Below are 24,918 nucleotides of genomic sequence, written 5' to 3'. Positions count from 1 at the left end.
CCTCGTCTGCATCGTCGCCACACGTCCAAACGCTACGCGGTGGCGCCTTCGATCCGGATGCTCTCGATGACGTCACCCTGGCGAAGCTCACCGATGACGTCCTTGCCTTCGATGGTCGCGCCGAAGACGGTGTAGCCGCTGTCCAGCACGTGCTGGGGACCCAGGCAGAAGTAGAACTGGGAACCTGCGCTGTTGGGGTCCTGGGAGCGCGCCATGGCCAGGGCGCCGTCCTCGTGGCTGTTGCGTGGGTTGGTGCTGAACTCCTCGTGGATGCGGTAGCCGGGGCCGCCAGTCCCAGGCATCCCGTCGGGACCACGCCGCCCGGCCGCGACGTCGTCGGGGCTCATCTCGCGCGTGTTGGGGCAACCCCCCTGGATCACGAACCCCGGGACGTAGCGGTGGAACTTAAGCCCGTCGTAGAAGCCAGAAGTCGCGAGTTCGCAGAAGTTGGCGACGTGAATGGGCGCGCCGGCGCCATCCAGCCTCACGAGGATGGTGCCCTTGCTCGTGGTGAAGGCGGCAACCTCATCACCCCCGAGCCGATACTCGGGCGTGTGCAGAGGTTCGTCGAAGAAGCCCATGCCTTCCCTCCTCCCGAAACAGACGACGTTCGAGTGCATTAATCCTTATCAGTCTAGCAGGAGCGCTCCCGTTTCACAGAGTAAGCAGAGAGCGCGCTACGAGCTGCCCTTGCGCTCGGGCTTCCATGCAGGGTAGTTCTGCTCGAACAGCACCCTGTAGCTGTCCGTGGCTGAGGCCCCACCATCGTTTTGGAGGCTGGCCAGGATCCTGTCCTTGTCGGCGGAGGGATCGTCGGAGGAGACGTCGGCGTCCCATGCGTCGCAGAGCGAATCCATCCTGTTGCGCAGCCAGTTTCCCAGTGTCACGAGGTTCCTCTGCTCGTTGACATAGGTCCCGGACTCAACGTTTGCCGACGAGATGGCCGAGATGAGGTTGCTGACCTCTATGGCGAGCGCGTCGGCCGCGTCCTTGCCGTCCTCTCGTCTCTGCGGGTCGGCGTCGACATAGACCTGATGGAACAGGGACTCGTTCTCGTTGGCGCGTGTCGCGAGGGCGCCCAGCTGCTCGTAGTAGCCCTGGAGCTGTTCGAGGGTGGCATCGTCACCGCTCTTCACCTCGGTCGTAGCGCTGCCCCCCTCCTGTCCCTGCAGCTCCGTCACCGTACCGGGGAATCCCGCGTGGGAGGTGTCGGCCTCGGTCTTGGCCTTCGTGTCGAAGGCGCCAGGGTCCCAGGGATGGGTGATGGCGAGGACCGTGCCGCTCATCACGACAACCGCCGCAAGCACGGCCGTAACGAGGAAGCGCGCATGGGGAATGCGGTCGCGCGTCGACGAGGGGTCGTACTGGGTAGGCTCGGACGGGATGGCGCTCTCGATCCGCACCATGGCGTGGGTCTCCCCCGCCAGCTCGGCCTCGTCCTTTGGATCCGTGGCCCCTGGTAGCGCATCCATAGATGGCGACCCCTCCTCTAGGGACAGCGCCGCAGGGACCCGCTGCGGCATGCCGCAGTTGGGGCACACGTCGCTACCTGGGGGGACGAGGGCACCGCAGCTCTTGCACCAGACGCCCCTGAGCCGAGGGATGATGGTCGTCCGGCCCAGCTCAGCACGGCAGGCTGGGCAGCGGAGGGCACCATCAGGGACATTGGAACCACAGTTAGGACAGATCAAGGTGCCTCCAAGGGTCCGACTGCCCCTAGGGGCAGTCGGGACAGCGGCTACAACAGTTGGTCGAGGACGTAGGGCAGGATGCCACCAGCGGCGAGGAAGGCACCCTCCATGGGCGTGTCCACCCTCACGACGCACTCGAAACGGAGCCCACTCCCGTCGGCACGTCGCGCGGTGACGACAGCCTCCCTCTTCGTGGGCATGCCCGCAGACAGGTCCACGGCCTCGACGTCAAAGACCTCAGTGCCGTCGAGGCCAAGGGACGAGGCGCTCTGCCCCTCGACGAACTGGAGTGGGAGCACGCCCATCTGGACGAGGTTGGAGCGATGGATGCGTTCGAAGCTCTCGGCAATGACGGCCCGCACGCCCAGGAGGGTCGGACCCTTGCCCGCCCAGTCACGGCTCGACCCAGAGCCGTAGAGCTTGCCAGCGACGATCACGAGGGGCGCACCCGCCTCGGCATAGTGCACGGACGCATCGAAGATGCTCTTGACCTCGCCGTCGAGCAGATCGGTGGTCAACCCGCCCGAACGGCCTTGGGCGAGGGCATTGGAGAGCTTCACGTTCGCGAAGGTCCCCCGAGCCATCACCTCATGATTGCCCCGACGGCTGCCGTAGGTGTTGAATTCGGCCGGGGAGACGCCCCTCTCGACGAGATAGCGACCGGCCGGGGAGTCGGCGGCGATGGATCCGGCCGGCGAGATGTGGTCTGTCGTGACGAAGTCCCCGAGGAGCGCGAGGACCCGTGCCCGGGAGATGCCCACCACGTCACGATGGGTGGCGAGGTCGAAGTAAGGGGGCCGGCGGACATAGGTCGAGTCGGGGTCCCACGAGAAGACGTCGGACGTGCCCGCGTCGATCCGCCGCCACTCGGCCGAGCCCTCGAAGAGCCCCTCGCCGCCTTGGGCAAAGAGCCCCTCGTCCAGGAAGGAGCCCAACGTCGCGGTGATTTCCTCGTCCGTGGGCAGAATGTCCGAGAGCATGACGGGCACGCCATCGGTGCCGATGCCCACGGGATCGCTTGACAGGTCGACGTCGACCGTGCCGACGAGCGAATATGCGACGACCAGGGCGGGCTGGCAGAGGTAGTTCTGGCTGACGTCGGGTGAGATGCGACCCTCGAAGTTGCGGTTGCCCGAGAGGACGCTCGCAAGCTCGGCCTTGGCGGCGACACCCTTGAGCTGAGGGAGGATGTCGCCAGAGTTGCCTATGCAGCTCATGCAGCCGAAGCCGCAGGTGTGGAAGCCGAGCTGGGAAAGGGCGTCCGCGAGGCCCGCACGGCTGAGCAGGAGCGCGGTGGAATGGCTGCCCGGGGCGAGCACTTTCTTGACCCAGGGCTTGGGCGCAAGCCCGCGCCCGGCGGCATTGCGGGCGAGAAGCCCGGCCGCGACCATCATGGCGGGGTCCGTTGCCGTGGTGCAGCTCGTTATGGCAGCGATGGCGATGGTTCCGTGCGTGAGGGTCACGCTGCCCTCGGGGGTGTCGTAGCCGAAGGAGAGGTCGCCAACCGCGCGTCCATGCGATGCCAGGGCGTCCCTGAAGCGTTCGCGCAGACCCGCCGGCGAGACGCGGTCGTGCGGGCGGGAGGGACCGGCGAGGCTGAGCGCGACCGTCGAGAGGTCAAGGGAGATGCGGCGGGCGTAGCGCCTACCCTCGCTGGCCCCAAAGACGCCCTGGACCTCGAGGTAGGCCCGCGCGAGCTCGATCCGCTCGGGGTCGCGCCCCGTGAGGGCCAGGTACTCGATGGAGCGATCGTCGACGGGAAAGAGCGTCGTCGTGGCGCCGTACTCCGGCGTCATGTTTGCCACGCAGGCACGCTGTGTGGCGCTCAGGGTCCTGACGCCAGGACCACCCACCTCGACGAGCGTGCCGACAACCCCTTCGGAGCGCAGGACCTGGGCCACCGTCAGCGCCAGGTCCATCCCACTCACGCCGTCGTTGAGAGCGCCGGTGAGGTTGAGCTCGACGACGGGGGGGACGAGCATCGTGATGGGCTGACCGAGCGCCGCAGCCTCCGCCTCGATGCCACCAACGCCCCAGCCGAGCACGCCGAGCCCGTTTGCGGTCGTGGTGTGGGAGTCCGTGCCGACGAGCGTATCGAAGCAGGCCACAGGCACGTCACCTCCCGCAAGGGCGTCGTCGCAGACGACCTCGCAGAAGTGCTCCATATTGAGCTGGTGGCAGATGCCACTCCCGGGTGGGACGATGCGGACATTGTCAAAGGAGTGTGCCGCCCACTTGAGGAAGGCGAAGCGCTCGTGGTTACGCTCGGCCTCCATGCGCTGGTTCCTCTCGGCCGCATCGTCGCTGCCCGTGAAATCCGCGATCACGGAGTGGTCAACGACGAGCGTGCAGGGTATGTGGGGGCTCACGCGGGAGGGGTCTCCCCCGCGCTCGACAACAGCGTCGCGCATGGCCGCGAAGTCAACGAACACGGGAACGCCCGTGAAGTCCTGGAAGAGCGCGCGGGCGGGCATGAACTCGATCTCGGAACCCTGCGCCCCCGCGAGGCCAGCCTCGATCACACGCCGCGCGAGTTCAGTCGCCTGCTCGTCGCTGGTCGCCCTGCGCACGCAGTTCTCGAGCAAAACGACGAGGGCGCGTGGCAGGTGTGCGGCACCGGGGATCTTCGAGACGTCATAGACGAGACGTCTGAGGGAACCAGCGCACAGGGGTCGGGGGATACGCGCGCTCGCGACGGCGCGCTCGAAGTCAGTCGTTGCTGTCATGGATGTGTCCCACCTTCCTGTTGAGGGACTCGAGGAAGGCCGAGCCCGGAAGCCTTTCGGAAGAGACGTCGTAGAGCATATTGAAAAAGACTACCCCACATGCGCATACGGCGGCGCACACGACACCAGCGTCGGGCGCGGGGAACTCGACGCGGATGAAGTCCCCACATACCGTGCAGGACACGATGACGTAGACCACGGAAAAGGCGAGGACGAACAGCCTGAGGGGATTGAGCGGCCGGGAGATGCGCCAGATGAGCGCCACGCCAACTGCAGCGATCTGCACCATGCAGAGCGTCGACATCACTGCACGCGACCAGCCCAGGGCGCGGAACAGGACCAAGGTCGCCACGAGCTCGCAGACGATGGCGGCGGAGGCGGGCAGCGACCGGGAGAGGACGTTGCCCAGGAAGGCACCACTCACGCGGTCGTGGTTGGGTTCGAGGGCAAGCAGAAACGACGGCACCCCGATGACTGCCGTGGAGATGATTGACATCTGGATGGGTATGAGCGGGTAGGGCGGCATGAGGATGCAGACGAGCGCCAGCACCGCGCTGTAGGCCGTCTTGGTGAGGAAGAGCGAGGCCGAGCGCTGCAGGTTGTTGATGGACCTACGTCCCTCGGCCACGACCTCGGGCATGTGGGCGAAGTCGTTGTCGGCCAGAACGATCTCGGCGACGTTGCGCGCCGCCGCAGACCCGGAGGCCATGGCCACCGAGCAGTCCGCCTCCTTGAGGGCCAGCACGTCATTCACCCCGTCGCCCGTCATCGCGATGGTATGCCCCCTGGCCCGTAGCTGACGCACGAGCTCGCGCTTGAGCTGCGGGGTCACGCGCCCGAAGACGCGACAGTCCCTGACGGCGCGGGCAAGCTCCTCGGTGTCCTCCAACCCCGAGGCGTCGATGCAGCGCTCCGCGCCCGGAATGCCCACGGACTTGGCGATGGCCGAGACGGTCAGGGGGTCGTCACCTGATATGACGCGCAGGGAGACGCCCTGGTCGAGAAAGAAGCGCATGGTCTGCGCGGCATTCTCGCGCACCTGGTCCCGTATGCCCACGAAGCCCACGACGCGAGGCACCCCCTGGAGGGACCCGTCCTCGGCGAAGCCCTCCACCTCGGCGCAGACGAGGACGCGGACGGTGGGGTCGAAGGAGCGGACGGTGGGCTCGAAGGTCGCGAAGAGGTTCCCCAGCACAAGCTGGGCCGCGCCCAGCACGAGAGAGCGCCCGTCCGCGGTAGTGCACCCCGAGTACTTGGTACGCGAGGAGAAGGGGACTGCGCGGATGCAAGGGACTGGCTCCATCCCCCGGCCCGTCCCATGGGACAGGATGGCCCGCGCCGTCTCGTTGGCGTCCGCGCGGTTCGCATGCGCCACGATGAGGGCAACGGCCAGGGCGGCCTCGGACGCCTCCCCCCGCATGCCCCGTCCGTCGACGACGTCGCACACCTCCATCGCGCCCGTGGTGATGGTCCCAGTCTTGTCCAGGCAGAGGACGTCCACACGCGCCAAGGTCTCCACGCAGTAGCTCTGCTGCACGAGCACCTTGCGCGACGCCAGGCGCGTCGTCGCAATGGCAAAGACGCTGGAGGTGAGCAGGACGAGCCCCTGGGGGATCATGCCTACGAGGGCCGCCACCGACTGGAGGGCCGCCTCCTGGTAGCTCCCGCCCGATGACAGCAGTGTGCGCAGGAAGAGGCTGAGGCCCATGGGGACGAGCAGGTAGGTCGCGACACGTATGACCGCCTGGACGGTGTCCATGATCTCCGAGTGCACGGCCTTGACGTACTTAGCCTCGGCATTGATGCGAGCGGCGTAGCCCTGTGCCCCGACCCTGGTGACACGATACTCAAGACTTCCCGAGTCGACGAAGGAACCCGAGAGGACCTCGTCGCCCACGTCCTTCTCGATGGCGTTACTCTCCCCGGAAAGGAGGCTCTCATCCATGCGTGCGCCGCCCCTGAGCACGGTGCCGTCCGCAGGGACCTGGTCGCCATGCGAGAGCAGCACCAGATCGTCGACCACCACCTGGTCGACGGGGATGGCGCGTTCGGTGCCATCGCGCCTGACCGTCACGTCCTTTGCAGTGAGGATGGAGAGCCTGTCCACCAGGACTTTGGCCCTGATCTCCTGGAACACCCCTATCACGAGGTTGGAGACGACTACCCCCACGAAGAGCATGTTTCGATACTGGCCCGTGGACGCGACCAAGGCCGCAAGTCCCACGTTAACGACATTGAACAGTGTGAGGGCGTGCTCCGCCACGATCTGTCCCACGCTTTTGGTCTTCACGTCGGCATTTATGTTCACTCGTCCGTCGGCGACGCGCTCGGCGACCTCGACGGCGGTGAGCCCCCTGGCCGGCTTGTCAGTCGTGCCCCGTGTCACGAATCAACCCCTCCCGTACCTATGGCTGTCCCATTCTACAGGACACTTCCGACTCGGCGGGCTTGCACGAGGCGCCCACAAATCCAACGCGCCGTCATTTCGGGAGTTATGTATAATGGGGCGCTGCGTGGCCCCATAGCTCAGTGGATCAGAGCGTTCGCCTCCGGAGCGAAAGGTCGTGGGTTCGAGCCCCACTGGGGTCACCATCTTGCAGCCTCCCGGTCACGTAGCACAGACGCCGCCGACCCCCCCTCGTAGGTAACGCTTTGAATACGTGGCCTTGGGCCCGTCCTCTCATGCTGTAGCATCTCTACAGACACCAGGACCCATGGCCCCTTGGGCCTCGAAAGGCATGCGCATGATCGCAATCGTAAAGGGCTCCGCCTCGTCGGAGCAGCTCGCCCACTTCATCGGCTGGATCGAGGACCGCGGCTTCAAGACGGACGTCTCGCGCGGCGAGAGCGAAACCATCGTCGGCATCATCGGCGACACCACCCAGATCGACCCCTTCCTCCTGGAGTCGATGGACATCGTCGACCAGGTGCGGCGCGTCACCGAGCCCTTCAAGAAGGCCAACCGCAAGTTCCATCCCCAGGACAGCGTCATCGAGTGCGGGCACGGGGTCCGCGTCGGCGCAGGCAGCTTCCAGGTCATCGCCGGACCCTGTTCCGTCGAGGGCGAGAACCTCCTTTCCATCGCGCGCGCGGTCAAGGAGGCGGGGGCCACGATGCTGCGCGGCGGGGCCTACAAGCCCCGCACCTCGCCCTACGCATACCAGGGCATGGGCGAGAGGGGACTCGACCTCTTGCTCGAGGCATCCTGCGAGCTGGACATGCCCATCGTGACCGAGGTCATGGACCCCCGTGACGTCCAGCTCTTCGTCGACCGGCAGATTGACGTCATGCAGATCGGTGCACGCAACGCCCAGAACTTCAGCCTGCTCAAGGAGGTCGGCAGAACCACTGTGCCCGTCCTTCTCAAGCGCGGCATGTCCCAGACCCTCGACGAGCTCCTCATGGCGGCCGAGTACGTCATGAGCGAAGGCAACAAGAACGTCATCCTCTGCGAGCGCGGCATCCGCACCTTCGAGACACGCACCCGCAACACCTTTGACGTGAACGCCATCCCCGTCCTGCACCACCTCTCCCACCTCCCCGTCATCGGCGACCCCAGCCACGCCACGGGCTACACCCGCTACGTCCGCCCTGCGGCGTATGCGGCCGTCGCAGCAGGTGCCGACGGTCTCGAGATCGAGGTCCATGACCAGCCCTCCCAGGCCTGGTCCGACGGGGCGCAGGCCCTGACCCCTGCGCAGTTCGCCTCGGCGATGAGGCGCATCGCCCTCATCCGCGAAGCCGTCGACGACGGGGACGGGGCATAGGCCATGGCCGAGAAGAACGCGGCCGCCCTCGTTGCCGGCAGGATCGGCGTGGTGGGCCTGGGTCTCATGGGCGGTTCCTTCGCAAAGGCCGCGCATGCGGCCGGTCAGGAGGTCTATGCCTGGAACCGCACGCGCTCGACGCTCGAGCTCGCCCTGATCGACACCGTCGATGGTGAGCTCGATGCGCATACGATTCCCAGCTGCGAGCTCGTCATCCTCGCAGGCTACCCCCAGGCGAGCATCGACTGGCTCACCCGGGAGGAGGGCCTCATCTCCCCCGGTGCCATCGTCATCGACACCATAGGCGTCAAGCGCACCGTCTGCGAGCGCTGCTTCGAGATCGCGGACCGCCACGACTGGACCTTCGTGGGCTGCCACCCCATGGCCGGCAAGCAGTACTCGGGCTACGCCCACGCGAGCGCCACCATGTTCAGGGGCGCACCGCTGGTCGTCGTTCCCCCAAGGCACATGGACGACCTCGAGCGGGCCAACGTGCTCGAGCGCCTCAAGGCCCTGCTTGCCCCCTGCTCGTTCGGGTCGTTCACGCTCGCGACGGCAGACTTCCACGACCGCCAGATCGCCTACACCTCCCAGCTAGCCCACATCGTGTCAAACGCCTACGTCAAGAGCCCCGCGGCCCAGATGCACAAGGGCTTCTCGGCAGGGTCCTACAGGGACCTCACGCGCGTGGCGCGCCTCAACGCGCCCATGTGGACCGAGCTCTTCCTGGACAACGCCGACTACCTCTCGCAGGAGATAGGTGCCATCATCGACAGCCTGCAGGCCTACAGGGACGCCCTCGACGAGGGTGACGCCAGCAGGCTCAAGGCCCTCCTGGCCGAGGGCGACCGTCTCAAGAGGGAGGCCGAGAAGAGATGAGCGAGACAAGGCGGATCCGCGTACGCACGCCCTCGCGTTCCTACGACGTGCTCGTGGGACGGGACCTGCTCGATGGGGTCGGTCGACTCACGCGCGAGGCCTGCGGTGGCAGGCGGGCCTGCGTTGTGTCGGACTCCAACGTTGCGCCGCTCTACGCGAACGCGGTCGCGGAGTCCCTCGCCGATGCGGGCTACGAATGTACGGCGCAGGCCTTCGAGGCAGGCGAGGGCTCCAAGAACATGGGCACGCTCGCCGACCTGCTCGAAGGCCTTGCCCAAGCGGGACTTGACCGCGATGACGTGGTCATCGCGGTAGGAGGCGGGGTCACGGGCGACATCGCGGGACTTGCCGGGGCCATGTATCTCAGGGGATGCAAGGTCGTGCAGGTTCCCACATCGCTGCTCGCCATGGTCGACTCGTCCGTAGGAGGGAAGACCGCAGTCGACCTCTCGGCGGGCAAGAACCTCGCCGGCTTCTTCTTCCAGCCGCATCTCGTCATCGCTGACGTCGACTGCCTCGACACCCTGACCCCCTCGCTCTTCACCGACTCCTGTGGCGAGGTCATCAAGCACGCCGCCATCGCGGACGCGGAGCTCCTCGCACGGCTGGGCGAGGAGCCCATCAATGCGCAGGGCTATGACCGGGGTCGACTCGTCGAGGTCATTGCCCGCAACGTCAGGATCAAGCGCGACGTGGTCGAGCGCGACGAGCGAGAGGGCGGCCTCAGGCAGGTCCTCAACTTCGGGCACACGATCGGCCATGCCGTCGAGGCAGCGAGTTCCTTCGAGCTGGGTCACGGCTCGTCCGTCGCGGTCGGCATGTGCTGCATCGCCCGTGCCTCTGCAGCGAGGGGCTGGTGCACACAAGACGTCGCCGACAGGATCGTGAGCGCCGTCGACGCCTACGGCCTTCCCACCGGCACCGACATCGACCACAGGACGATCGTCTCCTTCGCCGCCCATGACAAGAAACGCCACGGCGCAGGCGTCAACGTCATCACCCCCCGGGCCTTGGGGGCGGTCGAGGTCCGTCACGTCACGCTCGGCGAGCTCGCCGAGCTCGTCGAGCTCGGCTGTGCCCCCGCATAGCGAAGGGTGACCATGGACATCACCATCCACCCACACGCCCTCACCGGTTCCATCCGGGCCGTCGCGTCGAAATCTGCGGCACACCGCCTGCTCGTCCTGGCGGCGCTCGCACCCACGACGACCAACCTCGACTGCAACAGCAGCTCCGATGACATCGAGGCGACCGTCTCCTGCCTCGAGGCGCTGGGCGCACGCATCGCCCGCACCAGGGTCGGCTTTCGCGTGAAGCCCCTCCCCTGCCGCACAGGCGGCGACCAGGGCTTCCCAGCACGCAGCGGGGCCGTGCTCGATTGCGGCGAGTCCGGGTCGACCCTGCGCTTCCTGCTGCCGGTCGGCTGCGCCCTGGGAGCCCAGATGCGGCTCACGGGGCACGGCAGGCTCGCAAGCCGCCCGCTCTCCCCCCTCTACGAGGAGCTCGTCGCGCATGGGGCGCGGCTCTCCGAGAAGGGGCGCCTCCCCCTCGAGGTGGCCGGAAAGCTCCGGGGCGGCTCGTTCTTCATCCCAGGCGACGTGTCGTCACAGTACGCGAGCGGCCTCCTCATGGCCGCCCCCCTGCTCGAGGGTCCCACCAGCATCGTCGTGGGCGAGCCCATCGAGTCCCGCCCCTACATCGACGTCACGCTCGAAGCCCTCAGGGACTTCGGCGTCGAGGTCGCGTGCGCGCGGGAGGCCGGCGCGGGAGGCGACGTGCGCCGCAGCGTGTTCACCGTGCCTGCCGCCGCGCAGCTCGCATCCCCCGGCACGGCAGTCGTCGAGGGGGACTGGTCCAACTCCGCCTTCTGGCTCGCCGCGGCCGCCATGGGAGGCGATGTGGCAGTCGAGGGCCTCAGGATGGACAGCCCCCAGGGAGACCGCGCCGTCCTCGCGGCGCTCGCGGCCTTCGGGGCCCGCGTGCGCCGCGGGGGCACGTCTGCGGCTTGTGCGCACGACCACCTCCAGGGACGTACGATCGACGTCTCGGACATCCCTGACCTCGTCCCGCCCCTAGCGGCCGTGGCAAGCATCGCCGAGGGCAGCACGCGCATCGTGGGCGCCGCCCGGCTGCGCCTCAAGGAGTCGGACCGCCTTGAGACCGTGTGCGCGGCGCTCGCCGCCCTGGGCGCCGACATCCGCGTCGAGGCTGACGGCCTCGCGGTCTCGGGCAGGCCGACCCTCTCTGGGGGCGAGGTCGATGCTGCCAACGACCACCGCATCGCCATGATGGCCGCGATTGCCGCGGCCCATGCCACGGGTTCCACCACCATCCACGGAGCCGAGTGCGTGTCGAAGTCCTACCCTCGCTTCTTCGAGGACTTCACGCTCCTCGGCGGTATCGCAGAGGAGCGTGAGGACTAGCATGCCCTCCACCTTTGGCGCCGCCCTCAAGGTCACGGTCTTCGGTCAGTCCCACTCCGAGGCGGTCGGTTGCGTCGTGGAGGGGCTCCCCTCCGGCATCGCCATCGACCGCGAGCGACTCGCAGGCTTCATGGCCCGCCGGGCGCCCGGCCAGGGCAGCTGGGCCACGCCCCGCCGCGAGCCGGACCACCCGCACATCGTGAGCGGCCTCAACGCCGACGGGAAGACCTGCGGGGCCCCGCTCGCCGCCCTCATCGACAATACCAGCACCCGATCCTCGGACTACGACCGCCTGCTGCGCGTCCCCAGGCCCGGCCATGCGGACTTCGCGGCATTCGCCAAGTGGCACGGCAACCAGGACATCCCTGGGGGCGGCCACTTCTCCGGCCGTCTGACGGCCCCCCTCTGCCTGGCTGGCGGCATCGCCCTGCAATACCTGGGCGAAAGGGGCATCCGCATAGGCGCGCACCTTCTCTCCGTCGCAGACGTCACCGACGAGGCGTTCGACGTGCTCGACAACACGCCCGCCTCGCAGACCCGCCTCGCAGACCAACTCGATCGCCTGGCGGATGGCAGGGCCTTCCCCACGCTCGACGCCGCTGTGGCGGCGCGCATGCGCGCCGCCATCGATGGCGCGCGCCGTGCGCAGGACTCTGTCGGCGGCGTCATCGAGTGCGTCGCCCTCGGCCTCCCCGCCGGTGTGGGCTCGCCCATGTTCGACGGCATAGAGAACCTCATCGCCCGCGCGGTCTTTGGGATTCCCGCAGTCAAGGGCATCGAGTTCGGTCGCGGCTTCGAGGCTGCGACCCTTCGTGGATCGCAGAACAACGACCCCTTCGAGATGCGCGACGGCGCCGCCTGCCCTCGCACCAACAACGCGGGGGGCGTCCTCGGGGGCATCAGCACGGGGGCGCCCGTCCACTTCCGCCTGGCGCTCAAGCCCACGCCGAGCATCGCGCGCGCCCAGGACTCCGTCGACCTCGTCGGCAAGACGGACGAACGGCTCTGCGTCCGCGGACGACACGACCCCTGCGTCGCACCGCGCGCCGTGCCGGCAGTCGAGGCCGTATGCGCCCTCGTGCTCCTCGACGCGCTGCTGGCCTTTCCAGCCGAGACGGACGAGTAGAGGACAGATGGAAGAGCTCAAGGACATCCGAGAAGAGATAGACCGAATCGATGACGGCATCATCGACCTCTTCATGCGGCGCATGGACTGCGCCGAGCACGTCGCCTCCTACAAGGCGGCCCACCACATGCCCGTCCTTGACAAGTCGAGGGAGCGTGACCTCTTGGCCAAGGTTGCCGAGAGGGTCCCCCACGAGATGCGCAGCTACATCGAGGTTCTGTTCCAGTTGCTCATGGAGGCCTCGCGCAATCGCCAGGACCGCCGCCTGGGAAGGCAGAGCGCTACCGCCGACGACATCGAGCGCGCCCTCGGGGCCGCGCCCGAGCTCTTCCCCGCGAGGGCGTTCGTGGCATGCCAGGGCGTCGAGGGTGCCTACCAGCAGATGGCGGCAGACCGCATCTTCCGCCACGCCAACCTTGCCTACTTCGACACCTTCGACGCCGTCTTCCGCGCCGTCGAGGAGGGCTTCTGCCGCTACGGCGTCCTTCCCATCGAGAACAGCACCGCAGGGTCGGTCAACCAGGTCTTCGACCTCATGATGCGCCACAACTTCCACATCGTGCGCACGTGCCGGCTCAAGATCGACCACAACCTGCTGGCAAAGCCCGGCACGGGCCTCGAGGGCATCCACCACGTCTACAGCCACGAGCAGGCCATCAACCAGTGCGGCGAGTTCATCTCGTCCCTCAGGGGCGTGCAGGTCCACGCGTGCGAGAACACCGCCATGGCCTCCAGGATGGTCGCCGAGAGCGAGCGCAGTGACGTGGCGGCCCTGGCCTCGCGCACCTGTGCCGAGCTCTACGGCCTTGACGTACTCGCACGCAGCGTGCAAGACCAGGGCAACAACTACACGCGCTTCGCATGCATCGCCAGGGACCTCGCCATCTATCCCGGAGCTGACCGCAGCACCTTCATGCTCGTCGTCAGTCACGAGCCGGGCGCCCTCTACAAGATCCTCGCCAAGTTCTACGCGCTCGACATCAACATCATCAAACTCGAGAGCCGTCCCATCCCCGACCGCGACTTCGAGTTCATGTTCTACTTCGACGTCGACTGCCCCGCCGCCGCACCCGAGTTCCTCACGCTCGTGCGGTCGCTCGATGGGGCCTGCGAGGAGCTGCGCTACCTCGGCAGCTACCGAGAGGTGGTTTGATGGCGGCGGCCGAGAGGGGCGCGCCCTTCGGGTTGCTGGGACGCCGGCTGGGCCACAGTTGGTCCCCCACGATACACGCCGCTCTCGGATCGGCGCCCTATGCACTCTTCGAGCGAGAGCCGGGCGAGGTCGAGCGCTTCGTCCGCCGCGGGTCGTGGCGCGGCCTCAACGTCACGATCCCCTACAAGGCCGATGCCTTCCGCCTGGCTGACGAGGCATCGCCGGGGGCCCGGCACCTTGGCGCGGCAAACACCCTCGTGCGCCGTGCGGACGGATCGGTCTTTGCCGATAACACCGACCTCGCGGGCTTCGCCTGGATGCTCGAGAGGTTCTGTCGGCGACGGCTCGGCGGGTGCGCACGTGAGGCTCTTGCGGGGCGCAAGGCCCTCGTGCTGGGCAGCGGTGGTGCCAGCCAGGCCGCGCAAGCCGTCCTCGCACAAGCGGGCGCACGGGTCTCGGTCATATCGCGCCGGGGCCCGGACGGCTACGATACGCTCGCCCGGCGTCATTCAGACGCCAGCCTCATCGTCAACACCACACCCGTCGGCATGTACCCCCACTGCCCCGCAAGTCCCGTCTCCGAGGCCGACCTTGCCCGGCTCGAATCGCTGCGCGGCGTCCTGGACGTCGTCTACAACCCCACGCGAACGGGCATCTGCCTCGCAGCAGAGCGCCTCTCGATCCCCTTCGAGAGCGGCCTTGCGATGCTTGTGGCACAGGCGAGGTTCTCCTCTGAGCTGTTCCAGGGCCGTCCCCTCGACGACGGGATGATTGGCGGGCTCGAGCGCGAGATCCTGTCGTCGGTCACCAACGTCGTCTATATCGGGATGCCGGGGTCTGGGAAGACGACGTCTGGCAAGGCCCTCGCGCGCCTGTTGGGACGACCCTTCGTCGACATGGACGATGCCATCGGCCTCGAGTTGGGCGTCTCGGCGGAGGAGTTCATACGGACACGGGGCGAGGCTGCCTTCCGTGCCGTCGAGACACGGATGGCCACACGCTACGGCGCCCGCTCGGGACTGGTCATCGCCTGTGGCGGCGGCGTCGTCACCAGACCAGAGAACTACGACCTCCTCCATCAGAACGGGCGCATCGTGCTGTTGGACAGACCCCTGTCCGAGCTGTCACTGCGAGGGAGACCCCTCTCTCAGGCGAAGGGGGTCGAGAGGATAGCCCACGAGAGGCAGGACCTCTACCACGCATGGGCGGACGTGAAGCTGGCCTGCACCGGATCCGCAGCGGGAGACGCGGCACGCACCAGGGAGCTCTTGGGCATCTGACGAAGGTCGCGCAGGCAAGCGACGAGTGGACACGCGCTCGCGGTGCGCTCTGACGCGCTGGCCTAGTCGCCGTATGCCAAGACGCCTGTGCGGGCACCTCGCGCCCTATAATGCAACGCGTCGAACCGCAGCGCCGGCAGTTCGAGAACATGCCGGCGTTCCTTGAGGACGAGGGGCAGAGTCGCAGCATGGACAACAGGAGTATCGCCGCATCGGTGCTGAAGAGCGTGGGCGGCAAGGCGAACGTCGTGGCAAACTCGCTGTGCATGACGCGGCTGCGCCTGACGATTGCCGACCCCACGCTGGTCGACAGGAAGGCACTCGCCTCGATACCGGGCGTGCTGGGCACGGTCGGTCGCGGGGCCAACGGTCTCGAGGTCGTGTTTGGTCCCACGGCGGTCCGCGGCGTGTTCGATACCTTTGCCAAGCTCACCGGACTGGCAGCGACCTACGACCTTCCCCAGGACAAGGATCTCGCGTCCAACTTCAACGTGCAGGTCACGTCAGGGTCCGCAGACACGGGCCCGGACGTGGACGCACCCGCAGACCCGTCCGCCGCGCGGGCGGGAACGCCCTCTGGTGGGGGCGCCAAGGGGGCCGCGAGGGGCGTGGAGGACGAGACAAGCCTGCTCATCCGCATGCTGGAGGAGAGCGAACGGCGCATCGGAGGGGCCCCCGAGGCCGGGGTCAGCCCGTTTCCTGGACCCGAGGCGGGCGACATGCGCAAGCTCGCCCACGAAGGCGCACCGCGCCTGTTGGTCATAAACGGTCCCAACATCAACATGCTGGGCATCCGCGAGCCGGAGCTCTATGGCAGGGAGGACTTCGCCACGCTCCTTGCGGTCTGCCACGAGACGGCGGAGGAGGAGGGCTTCGCCGACTGCCTCTGCTACCAATCGAACCACGAGGGTGACCTCGTTGACAGGATACAGGACGCCTATCAGGAGTTCGAAGGCATCATCATCAATCCGGCCGCCTACACGCACACCTCCGTTGCCCTGCTCGACGCCCTGAAGGCAGTGCAGGTCCCCGCCATTGAGGTGCACCTCTCGCAGGTGAGCGAACGCGAGGACTTCCGCCAACGCTCCTTCGTCCGGGCCGCCTGCTTCGAGACGATCATGGGCGAGGGCATCGACGGCTACGCCCACGCGATCAGGGACATGGCGGCCCACCTCAGGAGGAGGTAGGCCCGTCCCGGAGCTCCTCCTCCCCTGCCGTGCCGCCCGCAGGCGACGGTCAGCGGCACATCCAGATGGCCCCGTCGCTCACCAGCACGTCGACGGCAACATCATGCTCGTCATGAGGAAGTGGGTTGCCGCTGACCTGCATCGCATGCACGACGCCCACCTTGGTGCCGACGTAGCCTGCCAGGAAGTTGTCGTAGTACCCGGCCCCATAGCCGACACGATAGCCCGCCGCGTCGAACACGAGACCCGGCACCAGGCAGACGGATGTCTGCAGGGCCGTCGGATCAAGCGACACGTCGCCGTCGTCCACGACGGGCTCAAGGGCACCGCGGGCACCTGGGGCGAGCCCCTCCAGCGTGTCGACGACATAGAAGGCCAAGGACTGCTCCCCACCCTCGCAGCGTGGCAACGCGACGGACTTCCCATCCGCCCATGCCCTCTCGCACATCGCGCGCGTGTCCATCTCGTCTCGATAGGCGACATAGGCCAACAGCAGGTCTGCGGAGCGGTAGGCCTCCAGCTCCGTGAGGTGGCGTACGACCTGGGCTTCAAGACGCCCGCGCTGCCGGGGCGTCAGGCTGGCACGCAACGTGAGGTAGGCATCGCGCAGGGCATTCTTGCTCGCATCCTCTCCACAGGAACTCGCCATCGGTCAAACCCGCCTTCCCCTCTTGGTCGCATGCAACGTTGCCCCGGCCCAAGACGCTGTGGGATACTTCGATCGGAAAAGGGACTCCGAAGGGAAGCCATGCCATGGCGGCAAAGCCAGACGCACGACCAATTGTAGTGGATGGGCTTTGCGTTGAGGTTACGCGTAAACGAGTCAGGCGGGTGAATTTGCGCGTGCGCCCGGATGGCACCGTGGCCGTCAGCGCGCCGCCCCGTGTGCCCCTTTCCCAGATCGAGCGCTTCGTGCGACTCAAGCGTCCCTGGATCGACTCGGCCGTCGAGGCGAGACTGCGAGACAGGGGGGCCGAGGCGGCCAAATGGCGGGAGGGTCACGCCCTCCCGTTCTTCTCGGATGCCGTCACCCTGCACATGGAAGAGGGCGCGAGCGTGCTGGACAAGGTCCTTGTGAGGCTTTCGGACGACGGATGCACGCTGTACGTGACAGTTGCGGCGGGCCTCTCCCCCGACGAGCGCTCGAGGGAGGCCCGACGGCTGGTGCGCCGCTGGCAGGCCGACAGGGTCCGCGAGGCAGCAGGACCACTGCTGGAGCGCCACGGGGACATCATGGGCGTTGCGCACTCGGCCCTATGCGTGCGCCATATGAGGACGCGCTGGGGCTCCTGCAATGTGCGGTCGCGAAAGATAACGCTCAACGCGCAACTCTGCGAGCTTCCGCCCATCTGCCTCGAGTCCGTTGTGGTCCACGAGCTCTGCCATCTGCTGGAGCCCAGCCACAACGCCCGTTTCCACGCGCTGATGGCACACTACTTCCCCGATTGGCGCCAAGCGCGCAGGCTCATGGGCTCCCATCCGCCCACCGGCTAGAGACGGCCCCTTTGCCGTACCATGTATGGGCAACGACAGGCGATGCATTGGAGAGGCACATGCCCAACGAAGGAAGCTACGAGGCCGCGCTCGAGCGCAGCAACAAGGTCCGGGCGGATCTGGACGCCGGCAACGTCGGCAGGTACACGATGCTCACGGGCGACAGGCCGACCGGCAGGCTGCACCTGGGACACTACTTCGGCACCATCAGGGAGCGCGTGCGCCTTCAGGACCTTGGCGTGCGAACCAACGTCATCATTGCCGACTACCAGGTCATCACCGATCGTGACACGACCGAGCACATCGCTGACAACGTCTGCAACATGGTCATGGACTACCTTGCCTGCGGCATCGATCCCGCGAGGACGATGATCTTCGCCCACTCTGCGGTGCCGGCGGCAAACCAGCTCATGCTGCCGTTCCTCTCCCTCGTGACCGAGGCCGAGATGGAACGAAACCCCACCGTGAAGGCCGAGCAAGAGGCGTCGGGGCACGCTCTGACGGGACTTCTCCTCACCTATCCCGTCCACCAGGCATGCGACATCCTCTTCTGCAAGGGAAACATCGTGCCCGTCGGGCGCGACCAGCTCCCGCACATCGAGATCACCAGCAAGATAGCCCAACGCTTCAACAGGCGCTACGGCAGGGTATTTCCCGAGGTGACCGGCCTGCTCACCTCGACGCCGCTCCTTCCGGGTCTCGATGGCCGCAAGATGAGTAAGTCCTATGGCAACGCCATCTCCATCAGCATGACGGCCGAAGAGACGTCCAAGCTCATCCGGAAGTCGAAGACGGACAGCGAGAGGAACATAACGTTTGACCCCGAGGGACGTCCCGGTGTCTCCGCGTTGCTCACGACTGCCGGCATCTGCTCCGGCCGAGACCCGCACGAGATCGCCGAGGAGATCGGCATGGGGGGTGCCGGGGAGCTCAAGCGCTACACGACCCAGGTCGTCAACGACTACCTCGCCCCCATCCGCGAGCGTCGGCGACGCTTCGAGGAGGATCTCGACTACGTCAGGGACGTCCTGCACGACGGCAACCGCCGCGCCAACGGGATTGCCGAGGCCACGCTTGAGGAGGTCCGCGAGGCCATGGGCATGATCTACTGACACGATGGCCAAGCACGGGCGGACGAGGGACCAGCGAGGGCGATCGAGAGGGTGAGAAGGACACGGGGGCGCCCCCCAGAGATGGGACGCCCCCGTGAGTCCCGGGGACAGGCCGATATGCAGAGGCACCCCCTTCCGGGGGTGCCTCCCGTTCAGTTCTGCGCGCGGATAGCCTAGAGCGTGAGCATTGCGACCGTCAGGACAACCATCGAGGCAAGCGCGATGGTGACGACGATCTTGATGGCGAACTTGACCCAGGTGGAGTACTCGATGCGGGACAGTGCCAGTCCGCCCATGATAGCGCCCGAGGTCGGGGTGATCAGGTTCACGGCACCAGAGGCAGCGGAGAAGACCATGACCATGACGGCGGGGTTGAAGCCAAGCTGCTGAGCCAGGGGCCCCATGATCGGCATGGAGACGGTCGCCATGCCGGAGGTCGAGGGGATGAGGAAGGACAGCAGGAAGTAGAGCAGGTAGGAGCCGATGGAGAACACAATCCCCGAGGTGCCGGACAGTGCGGTCGCGGCGGAGTTGAGGACGTAGTCGGCAAGGCCAGTCGAGCTCATGAGGACGGAGACGCCGCGGGAGACGGCGATGATCATGACGACGGACATCATGTCGCCGGCACCAGCCATGAAGTTGTCGACGATCTCATGCTCGGAAAGGCCGCCCACGATACCGATGGTGATGGCGAGGATCAGGAACCAGGTGGTGGACTCGGCGAAGTACCACTGGCCGAGCGGGGTGCCGGTCAGGAAGGCGGACCAGCCGGCATTGTCGGTGACGGTGCTGGTGAGGGTGCCCTTGACATTGCCGGGGAGCTCGAGCGTGCCAAGCTTGTCGCTCTCGTACTGGGCGGCGATGTCGTCGGCCGTCACCTCGGCGACCTCGTCATGGGAGGCGGAGCCGGCGACAAACGCATCGACGCCCAGGTCCTCCCAGGGGATGAAGGAGATGACCATCACGAGGAAGGCAGCGCCGAAGATCCACAGGACGGCCTTCTGCTTGCCGGTGAGCGAGACGTTCTTGGCCTCGCCCTCGAGGTCCTCGTTCTTGTAGGTGGCCTCGGCGCTCTCGATTTCGGCAGCGCTCATGAGCGTGCGAGAGGGATCGGCCTTGACGGACTTGGCATACTGCAGGACGAAGAAGACGGCGATGGCATAGGCGACGACCAGCAGGACGAGACCCAGGCCAATGACGACCCCCTGGTCGACCGTGATGCCGAGGTCAGTGAGGGCTGCGGAGGCAACGCCGGTGGCGAAGGGGTTGACGGTGGAGCCGAGGCAACCGACGCCGGCGCCGAGCAGGACCATCATCGCACCCGTGAGCGAGTCATAGCCTGCAGCCATCATCGTCGCGGAGAGCAGGGCGTAGAAGCCGACGGTCTCCTCGCACATGCCGTAGGTGGAGCCACCGATGGCGAAGATGCCCATGAGGACGGGGATGAGCCTGAGCTCGTTGCCGTGCATCCTCTTGACGAGGACGGCGATGCCGGTGTTGAGCGCGTCGGTCTTGTTGACGATGCCCAGGAAGCCGCCCAGGACCATGACGAAGAGGCAGACGTCGATGGCATCCGCGAAGCCCTTCGCGGGAGCCATCAGGAAGTCGCCAAGAGTGGCGCCCGTCACGTCGGGCGTGACGCCCGAGAGAATGATGGTAACGACGGCTACCACCGCTAGCAAGATGAAGATGATGGAGAAGGAGGTGAGCATCTCCCTCTTCTTCTTCGGCTGCGCTGTCGAATCAGACATGACCGCAACTCCTTTCGGCGTCGATGACGCCAGTCGAACAGATAGAAACCCTTGCGAAACAGAAACTGAACAAGAAAAACGAACCCATGGGTAGACTATAGCGAATGGCTGTCAGGCGGACAACGTAAAAGTCTGAGCGTTATGCAATAGTCCGTCCAACGGTAGCGCTCTGCCACCGACGGAGCCGTTCGACCGCCTACCAGATTTTGTATTCAATCCCCATTGCGCCATCATTGGGATCCTTGGTCATTTTCCCAGGAAGACGTGGGGTTCTACCACATCTCTCCCCTAGGTGACCATATTTTCATCATATTGCATCCATATAGTAAACATAACCGATTTTTAGTATTTATAAATCAATATATGCAGACATCTCGGCATATGGAAAAGGCCGCACCTTTACGGTGCGGCCCCGATAACGGCGCCTCCCGAGCCTTCGGGCCGTTCCTAACGATCGAACGTGGAAAGCGCCTCGCCCAGAAGCTCCAGTCCCCTGGTCAGCACGTCCGGCTGCGCGCAGTACCCAAGGCGAACGCCGCAGGGTAGCTCGAAGCGCGAGCCTGGCACCAGGAGCACGCCCCGCTCCTCAAGCAGACGCAGGCAGAAGTCCTCGTCCCTCTCGGGGATGTCCAGCTTGACGAAGGACGTGGAGACACCCCTGGGGGCGACCCAGGAGGCGCGGGGCTGCCCGTCGATCCACCTCTGCGCAAGCTCTCGGTTGCCGAAGAGAATCTCCCTGTTGCGCGCGAGGATCTTGTCCTTGTGCCGAAGAACGTAGGTGGCCAGCGCGTCGTTGAAGACGCCAGCACAGATCATCGTGTAGTCGCGGTGGGTGCGGATGGCATCGGAGACCTCACGCGGAGCGATGACCCAGCCGCAACGCGCGGCAGGGGTCGAATAGGTCTTGGAGACCGAGTTGGTGACGATGCCCTTGTCGTATACATCGACGATGCTCTCGAAGTCCCCGGTACCCTCCATCGGAAGGTACACCTCGTCGCAGAGGACGTAAGCGCCGACCGAGCGGGCAAGGTCGCACACCTCGTGCAGGGTCTCCCTGGGCAAAACCGTGCCGATGGGGTTGGAGGCGTTGTTGAGGCAGATCAGGCGCGTGTCAGGACGGACGAGTCCCTTGAGGTCCTCGATGTCGGGATTCCAGCCCAGCTCCTCCCTGATCTGCCAGTACTCGACCTCGGCGCCCAGCGTGCGAGGTATCTCGTAGAGGGGTGCGTAGGTCGGCCACTCGGCGATCACGTGGTCCCCCGGGCGCACGAGGGCCATGAGGGCGTTGAGGTTGGCGCCTGTCGCGCCATTGCACTGGAGGATGTCGGGGTCCGCGATCTCGTGCCGATAGAGCCTCCTGACCTCGTCCTTGAACGCGGCCGAACCCTCTATCCAACCATAGTCCATCTTCTCGCGGTCGAGCAGGTCGTAGAACTCCGCGCCATCCGCGTCGTCGAGGGCACGCAGCTCGCCCATCGTGAGCGACGCGATGGTCGACTGGGCGATGTCCCAGCGCGCGTCATGCTCGTGGACGTTGAGCCAGTCCTCGACCCCAATAACGGGAATGTCCATCGAAAGTCCCCTCCTTCGATACGAGGTGGCGGAGGGAGGCGAGCCCTCCGCCCCGAACAGAGGCGCTCGCGTGCCCTGCGATACCTAGAACACCGGGATGATGCCGACGGCCGTCAGAGGAATCGAGGCGATGCCGAGGGTGGCGATGACGGCGAAGACCATCCATTCCCCCCTGGTGACGGTGGAGCCGTCCTCCCTGCGGGCCTTGGCGTAGAAGTACATGCCGGGAATGTAGCCCAGGCAGGCCAGCAGCAAGAAGCCCCAACCGGTGAAGAGCACGCCGACAACCTGGAAGACCAGGGCCAGCAAGCCGATGACGAGCTGACCGTAGCTCTTCTCCCGTGCACTGTACTTGACCTGGTAGGCTGCGGCAAAAGCCCAGGTGACGACAATGGTGACCGTGCACATGGAGATGGCGAAGGTGTAGGCGTCGGCCGCATAGGTCGCGACGATGACGAAGGCCTGGGTGCAGGCCCCGACGATGACCAGTGACAGCTGTGGGGAGTTCTTGGCGTTGCGCTTGTCCCAGGAGGCGGGCAGCAAGCCATGGTCAGCCATCATGGAGGAGCACTCGGCGGGCAGCATGGTGAAGGAGAGCCAGGAGCCCAGGACGGATACGATGATGGCCCACGAGATGAAGGCGCCGCCCCAACCGGGGGCGATGGCCTCGAAGACGGAGATCGTGGCGGGCTTGGGCGCGGCGACGAGCTCCTCATAGGGCATGACGCCATACGGCAGGACGGAAGCGCCGATGTAGAGGACGAGCAGGACGACGAGGCCGACGACGGTCGCGGAGCCGACCTCGCTCCTTCTCTTGGCGCGCTTGGACATGACCGAGGCCCCCTCGATGCCAATGAAGACCCACATCATGATCAGGATGCAGTTGGTGACCTGAGAGGAGACGCCGCCCAAGCCGCCCTCGGCGCCCGAGGCGATGATCGTCGCGTTGCGCTCGGCGGTGCCCCAGAAGTCTCCGCTGAAGGCGACCACGTTGAAGGCCATGGCGACGAAGAGGATGAAGAGCAGGATGGAGGCGACCTTGACGATCATGACGACCGCGTTGAGGCCGGCGGCACCCTCCACGCCGTTGAGGACGAGGAAGGTGAGCGCCCAGAGGGCGAGGGAGACGACGATGACGCCGACGAGGGCGGGGTTGCCGGTCTCGGGGCTGGAGAACACACCGGGCAAGACCGCGCCAAGGCAGTAGTCGGAACCGAGGGTCTGGGCGACCATCGTCGCGAAGCCGACGTTGCCCAGCCATGCGCTCAGCCAGTAGCCCCAGCCCGAGACGAAGCCGGCGAACTTGCCGAATCCCTCCTCGGCGTATGCGACGGCGCCGTCGGCATCGGGACGCCTGGCACCGAGGTTGGCCAGCGACAGGGCCAGGAACAGAAAGCCCAGGCCACAGAGGACCCAGGCCACGAGCGCGGCGGCGGGCGAGGCGACGTTGGCCAGCTGTCCGGTCAGTGCGAACACACCGGAGCCGATGCAGGAGGACACGACAAGACCGACGAGGCCGAGGTAGCCGACGCCTCCCTCCCTGTCCACGGTAGGTGCTGATCCTTTTGTCATGGGATTGCCTTTCATATTGGTTACTTTTTTGTAAAATTCGATTACTTAATAAATCATATCCAATAACAGAAGTCTTCTGTGACGCAAAAAACCTCCCCGCCAGCCGACGGGGAGGTTCAGGTCTCGAAGTAGGCGCGCTACTTCAGGGTCGCATACATGACCGCCTTGATGGTGTGCATGCGGTTCTCGGCCTCGTCGAAGACCTTGGAGGCCTTGGACTCGAAGACCTCGTCGGCGACCTCCATCTCGGTGACGCCGAACTTCTTGGCGATGTCGGCACCGATGGTGGTGTTGGTGTCGTGGAAGGAGGGAAGGCAGTGCATGAAGATGGCGCCCTCGTGGGCGTTAGCCATGACCTCCTTGGTGACGCGGTAGGGCTCGAGGAGCTGGATGCGCTTGGCCCAGAGCTCGTCGGGCTCGCCCATGGAGACCCAGATGTCGGTGTAGATGACGTCGGCACCCTTGGTGCCGGCCTCGACGTCCTCGGTCAGGGTCACGGTCGCGCCGTGCTCTGCGGCGAGGGCCTTGCAGGTCTCGACGAGCTCGGCATCGGGCATCTGCTCCTTGGGACCACAGGCGGTGAAGTTGAGGCCCAGCTTGGCGCAGACGACCATGAGGGAGTTGCCCACGTTGTTGCCGGCATCGCCCATGAAGGTGAAGTTGAGGCCCTTGAGGTGGCCGAAGTTCTCCTTGACGGTGAGCATGTCGGCGATCATCTGGGTGGGATGGAACTCGGTGGTCAGGCCGTTCCAGACGGGCACGCCGGCGTTCTCGGCGAGGCACTCGACCTTCTCCTGCTCGAAGCCACGGTACTCGATGCCGTCGTACATGCGGCCCAGGACACGGGCGGTGTCCTCGATGGACTCCTTCTTGCCCATCTGGGAGGAGCCGGGCTCGAGGTAGGTGACGCCCATGCCGAGGTCCATGCCACCGACCTCGAAGGCGCAGCGGGTGCGCGTGGAGGTCTTCTCGAAGAGCAGGACGATGTTCTTGCCCTCGAGGTAACGGTGCGGCACGCCGGCACGCTTCATGCGCTTGAAGTCAGCGGAGAGGTCGATGAGGTACTCGATCTCGGCGGGAGTGAAGTCAAGGAGCTTCAGGAAGTTACGACCACGGAGGTTGACGCCCATGCTTGGTTCCTTTCGACGATCGGGGGCGCAGGGCGCCCCCATCCATGTCCTACAT

At 66.1% G+C, this 24,918-nt stretch carries 19 protein-coding genes, 1 tRNA gene and 1 pseudogene; 11 read left to right on the top strand and 10 right to left on the bottom strand.

Going from position 1 to position 24,918, the window contains the following annotated elements:
• Nucleotides 1-32: 32 nt before the first annotated feature.
• From OLSU_RS04270 to OLSU_RS04255, 5 genes and pseudogenes are all read right to left on the bottom strand, one after another.
• Entirely contained in the window at nt 33-581 is a 549-nt protein-coding gene (locus OLSU_RS04270) for a peptidylprolyl isomerase (RefSeq protein WP_013251720.1), read from the bottom strand.
• Between the two features lie 96 nt (nt 582-677).
• A complete protein-coding gene (locus OLSU_RS04265) occupies nt 678-1,472 on the bottom strand; it encodes a hypothetical protein (protein WP_013251719.1) in 795 nt (264 codons plus the stop codon).
• Nucleotides 1,473-1,535: 63 nt separating this feature from the next.
• A pseudogene (locus tag OLSU_RS09905) lies at nt 1,536-1,826 on the bottom strand (double zinc ribbon domain-containing protein); the annotation flags it as partial.
• Complete coding sequence (acnA, locus tag OLSU_RS04260; protein WP_013251718.1) at nt 1,739-4,417, bottom strand: aconitate hydratase AcnA; 2,679 nt, start codon at nt 4,415-4,417, stop codon at nt 1,739-1,741. The gene acnA and the pseudogene OLSU_RS09905, both read right to left, overlap by 88 nt.
• On the bottom strand, nt 4,401-6,803 hold the full coding sequence (locus tag OLSU_RS04255; RefSeq protein ID WP_013251717.1) for an HAD-IC family P-type ATPase: 2,403 nt from the start codon (nt 6,801-6,803) through the stop codon (nt 4,401-4,403). Before OLSU_RS04255 ends, acnA begins: the two co-directional genes overlap by 17 nt.
• Nucleotides 6,804-6,932: 129 nt before the next feature.
• Here OLSU_RS04255 and OLSU_RS04250 point away from each other — a divergent pair.
• The 9 genes from OLSU_RS04250 to OLSU_RS04210 all read left to right on the top strand — a co-directional run bounded on the left by OLSU_RS04250 (nt 6,933) and on the right by OLSU_RS04210 (nt 16,232).
• Nucleotides 6,933-7,009 (top strand) — tRNA-Arg (locus tag OLSU_RS04250).
• 152 nt (nt 7,010-7,161) lie between these two features.
• Nucleotides 7,162-8,184 carry a 3-deoxy-7-phosphoheptulonate synthase gene (gene aroF / locus OLSU_RS04245; protein ID WP_013251716.1) on the top strand — a complete coding sequence of 341 codons (1,023 nt, stop codon included), beginning with the start codon at nt 7,162-7,164 and terminating at the stop codon, nt 8,182-8,184.
• Nucleotides 8,185-8,187: 3 nt separating this feature from the next.
• The gene (locus tag OLSU_RS04240; RefSeq protein ID WP_013251715.1) at nt 8,188-9,063 is read left to right on the top strand and encodes a prephenate dehydrogenase; all 876 of its coding nucleotides are present in this window, start codon (nt 8,188-8,190) and stop codon (nt 9,061-9,063) included.
• Complete coding sequence (gene aroB, locus OLSU_RS04235) at nt 9,060-10,151, top strand: 3-dehydroquinate synthase (protein ID WP_013251714.1); 1,092 nt, start codon at nt 9,060-9,062, stop codon at nt 10,149-10,151. Before OLSU_RS04240 ends, aroB begins: the two co-directional genes overlap by 4 nt.
• Nucleotides 10,152-10,163: 12 nt before the next feature.
• Nucleotides 10,164-11,486 (top strand): 3-phosphoshikimate 1-carboxyvinyltransferase, encoded by a 1,323-nt coding sequence (gene aroA, locus OLSU_RS04230; protein ID WP_013251713.1) that lies wholly within the window; start codon nt 10,164-10,166, stop codon nt 11,484-11,486.
• Between the two features lies 1 nt (nt 11,487).
• Entirely contained in the window at nt 11,488-12,612 is a 1,125-nt protein-coding gene (gene aroC, locus OLSU_RS04225; protein ID WP_013251712.1) for a chorismate synthase, read from the top strand.
• A 7-nt stretch (nt 12,613-12,619) separates the two neighbouring features.
• Complete coding sequence (locus tag OLSU_RS04220; protein ID WP_013251711.1) at nt 12,620-13,765, top strand: bifunctional chorismate mutase/prephenate dehydratase; 1,146 nt, start codon at nt 12,620-12,622, stop codon at nt 13,763-13,765.
• Nucleotides 13,765-15,045 carry a shikimate kinase gene (locus OLSU_RS04215; protein WP_013251710.1) on the top strand — a complete coding sequence of 427 codons (1,281 nt, stop codon included), beginning with the start codon at nt 13,765-13,767 and terminating at the stop codon, nt 15,043-15,045. The genes OLSU_RS04220 and OLSU_RS04215 overlap by 1 nt, the downstream gene beginning before the upstream one ends.
• A gap of 188 nt (nt 15,046-15,233) precedes the next feature.
• Entirely contained in the window at nt 15,234-16,232 is a 999-nt protein-coding gene (locus OLSU_RS04210; protein WP_013251709.1) for a type II 3-dehydroquinate dehydratase, read from the top strand.
• Nucleotides 16,233-16,281: 49 nt separating this feature from the next.
• Here OLSU_RS04210 and OLSU_RS04205 read toward each other — a convergent pair whose 3' ends face one another.
• Nucleotides 16,282-16,881 (bottom strand): 5-formyltetrahydrofolate cyclo-ligase, encoded by a 600-nt coding sequence (locus OLSU_RS04205; protein WP_013251708.1) that lies wholly within the window; start codon nt 16,879-16,881, stop codon nt 16,282-16,284.
• 182 nt (nt 16,882-17,063) lie between these two features.
• On the opposite strand from OLSU_RS04205, the gene OLSU_RS09105 reads away from it, so the two are divergent.
• Both OLSU_RS09105 and trpS read left to right on the top strand, forming a co-directional pair.
• On the top strand, nt 17,064-17,726 hold the full coding sequence (locus tag OLSU_RS09105; protein ID WP_056991257.1) for a M48 family metallopeptidase: 663 nt from the start codon (nt 17,064-17,066) through the stop codon (nt 17,724-17,726).
• Between the two features lie 59 nt (nt 17,727-17,785).
• The gene (gene trpS, locus OLSU_RS04195) at nt 17,786-18,838 is read left to right on the top strand and encodes a tryptophan--tRNA ligase (protein ID WP_013251706.1); all 1,053 of its coding nucleotides are present in this window, start codon (nt 17,786-17,788) and stop codon (nt 18,836-18,838) included.
• Nucleotides 18,839-19,011: 173 nt separating this feature from the next.
• Here the strand turns inward: trpS and OLSU_RS04190 are convergent, their stop codons facing one another.
• The 4 genes from OLSU_RS04190 to argF form a co-directional block, all read right to left on the bottom strand.
• Nucleotides 19,012-20,589, bottom strand: a complete 1,578-nt coding sequence (locus OLSU_RS04190; RefSeq protein ID WP_013251705.1) for a YfcC family protein — start codon at nt 20,587-20,589, stop codon at nt 19,012-19,014.
• A 447-nt stretch (nt 20,590-21,036) separates the two neighbouring features.
• Nucleotides 21,037-22,161, bottom strand: coding sequence for an aminotransferase (locus tag OLSU_RS04185; protein WP_013251704.1), 1,125 nt, complete (start codon nt 22,159-22,161; stop codon nt 21,037-21,039).
• 84 nt (nt 22,162-22,245) lie between these two features.
• A complete protein-coding gene (locus OLSU_RS04180; RefSeq protein WP_236697192.1) occupies nt 22,246-23,709 on the bottom strand; it encodes an amino acid permease in 1,464 nt (487 codons plus the stop codon).
• Nucleotides 23,710-23,870: 161 nt separating this feature from the next.
• A complete protein-coding gene (gene argF / locus OLSU_RS04175; protein WP_013251702.1) occupies nt 23,871-24,863 on the bottom strand; it encodes an ornithine carbamoyltransferase in 993 nt (330 codons plus the stop codon).
• Nucleotides 24,864-24,918 lie beyond the last annotated feature (55 nt).

The sequence above is a fragment of the Olsenella uli DSM 7084 genome, assembly GCF_000143845.1.
GTDB lineage: Bacteria > Actinomycetota > Coriobacteriia > Coriobacteriales > Atopobiaceae > Olsenella > Olsenella uli.
Note: the sequence above shows the minus strand (reverse complement) of the source record. Positions and strands in the feature narration are given on the sequence as shown.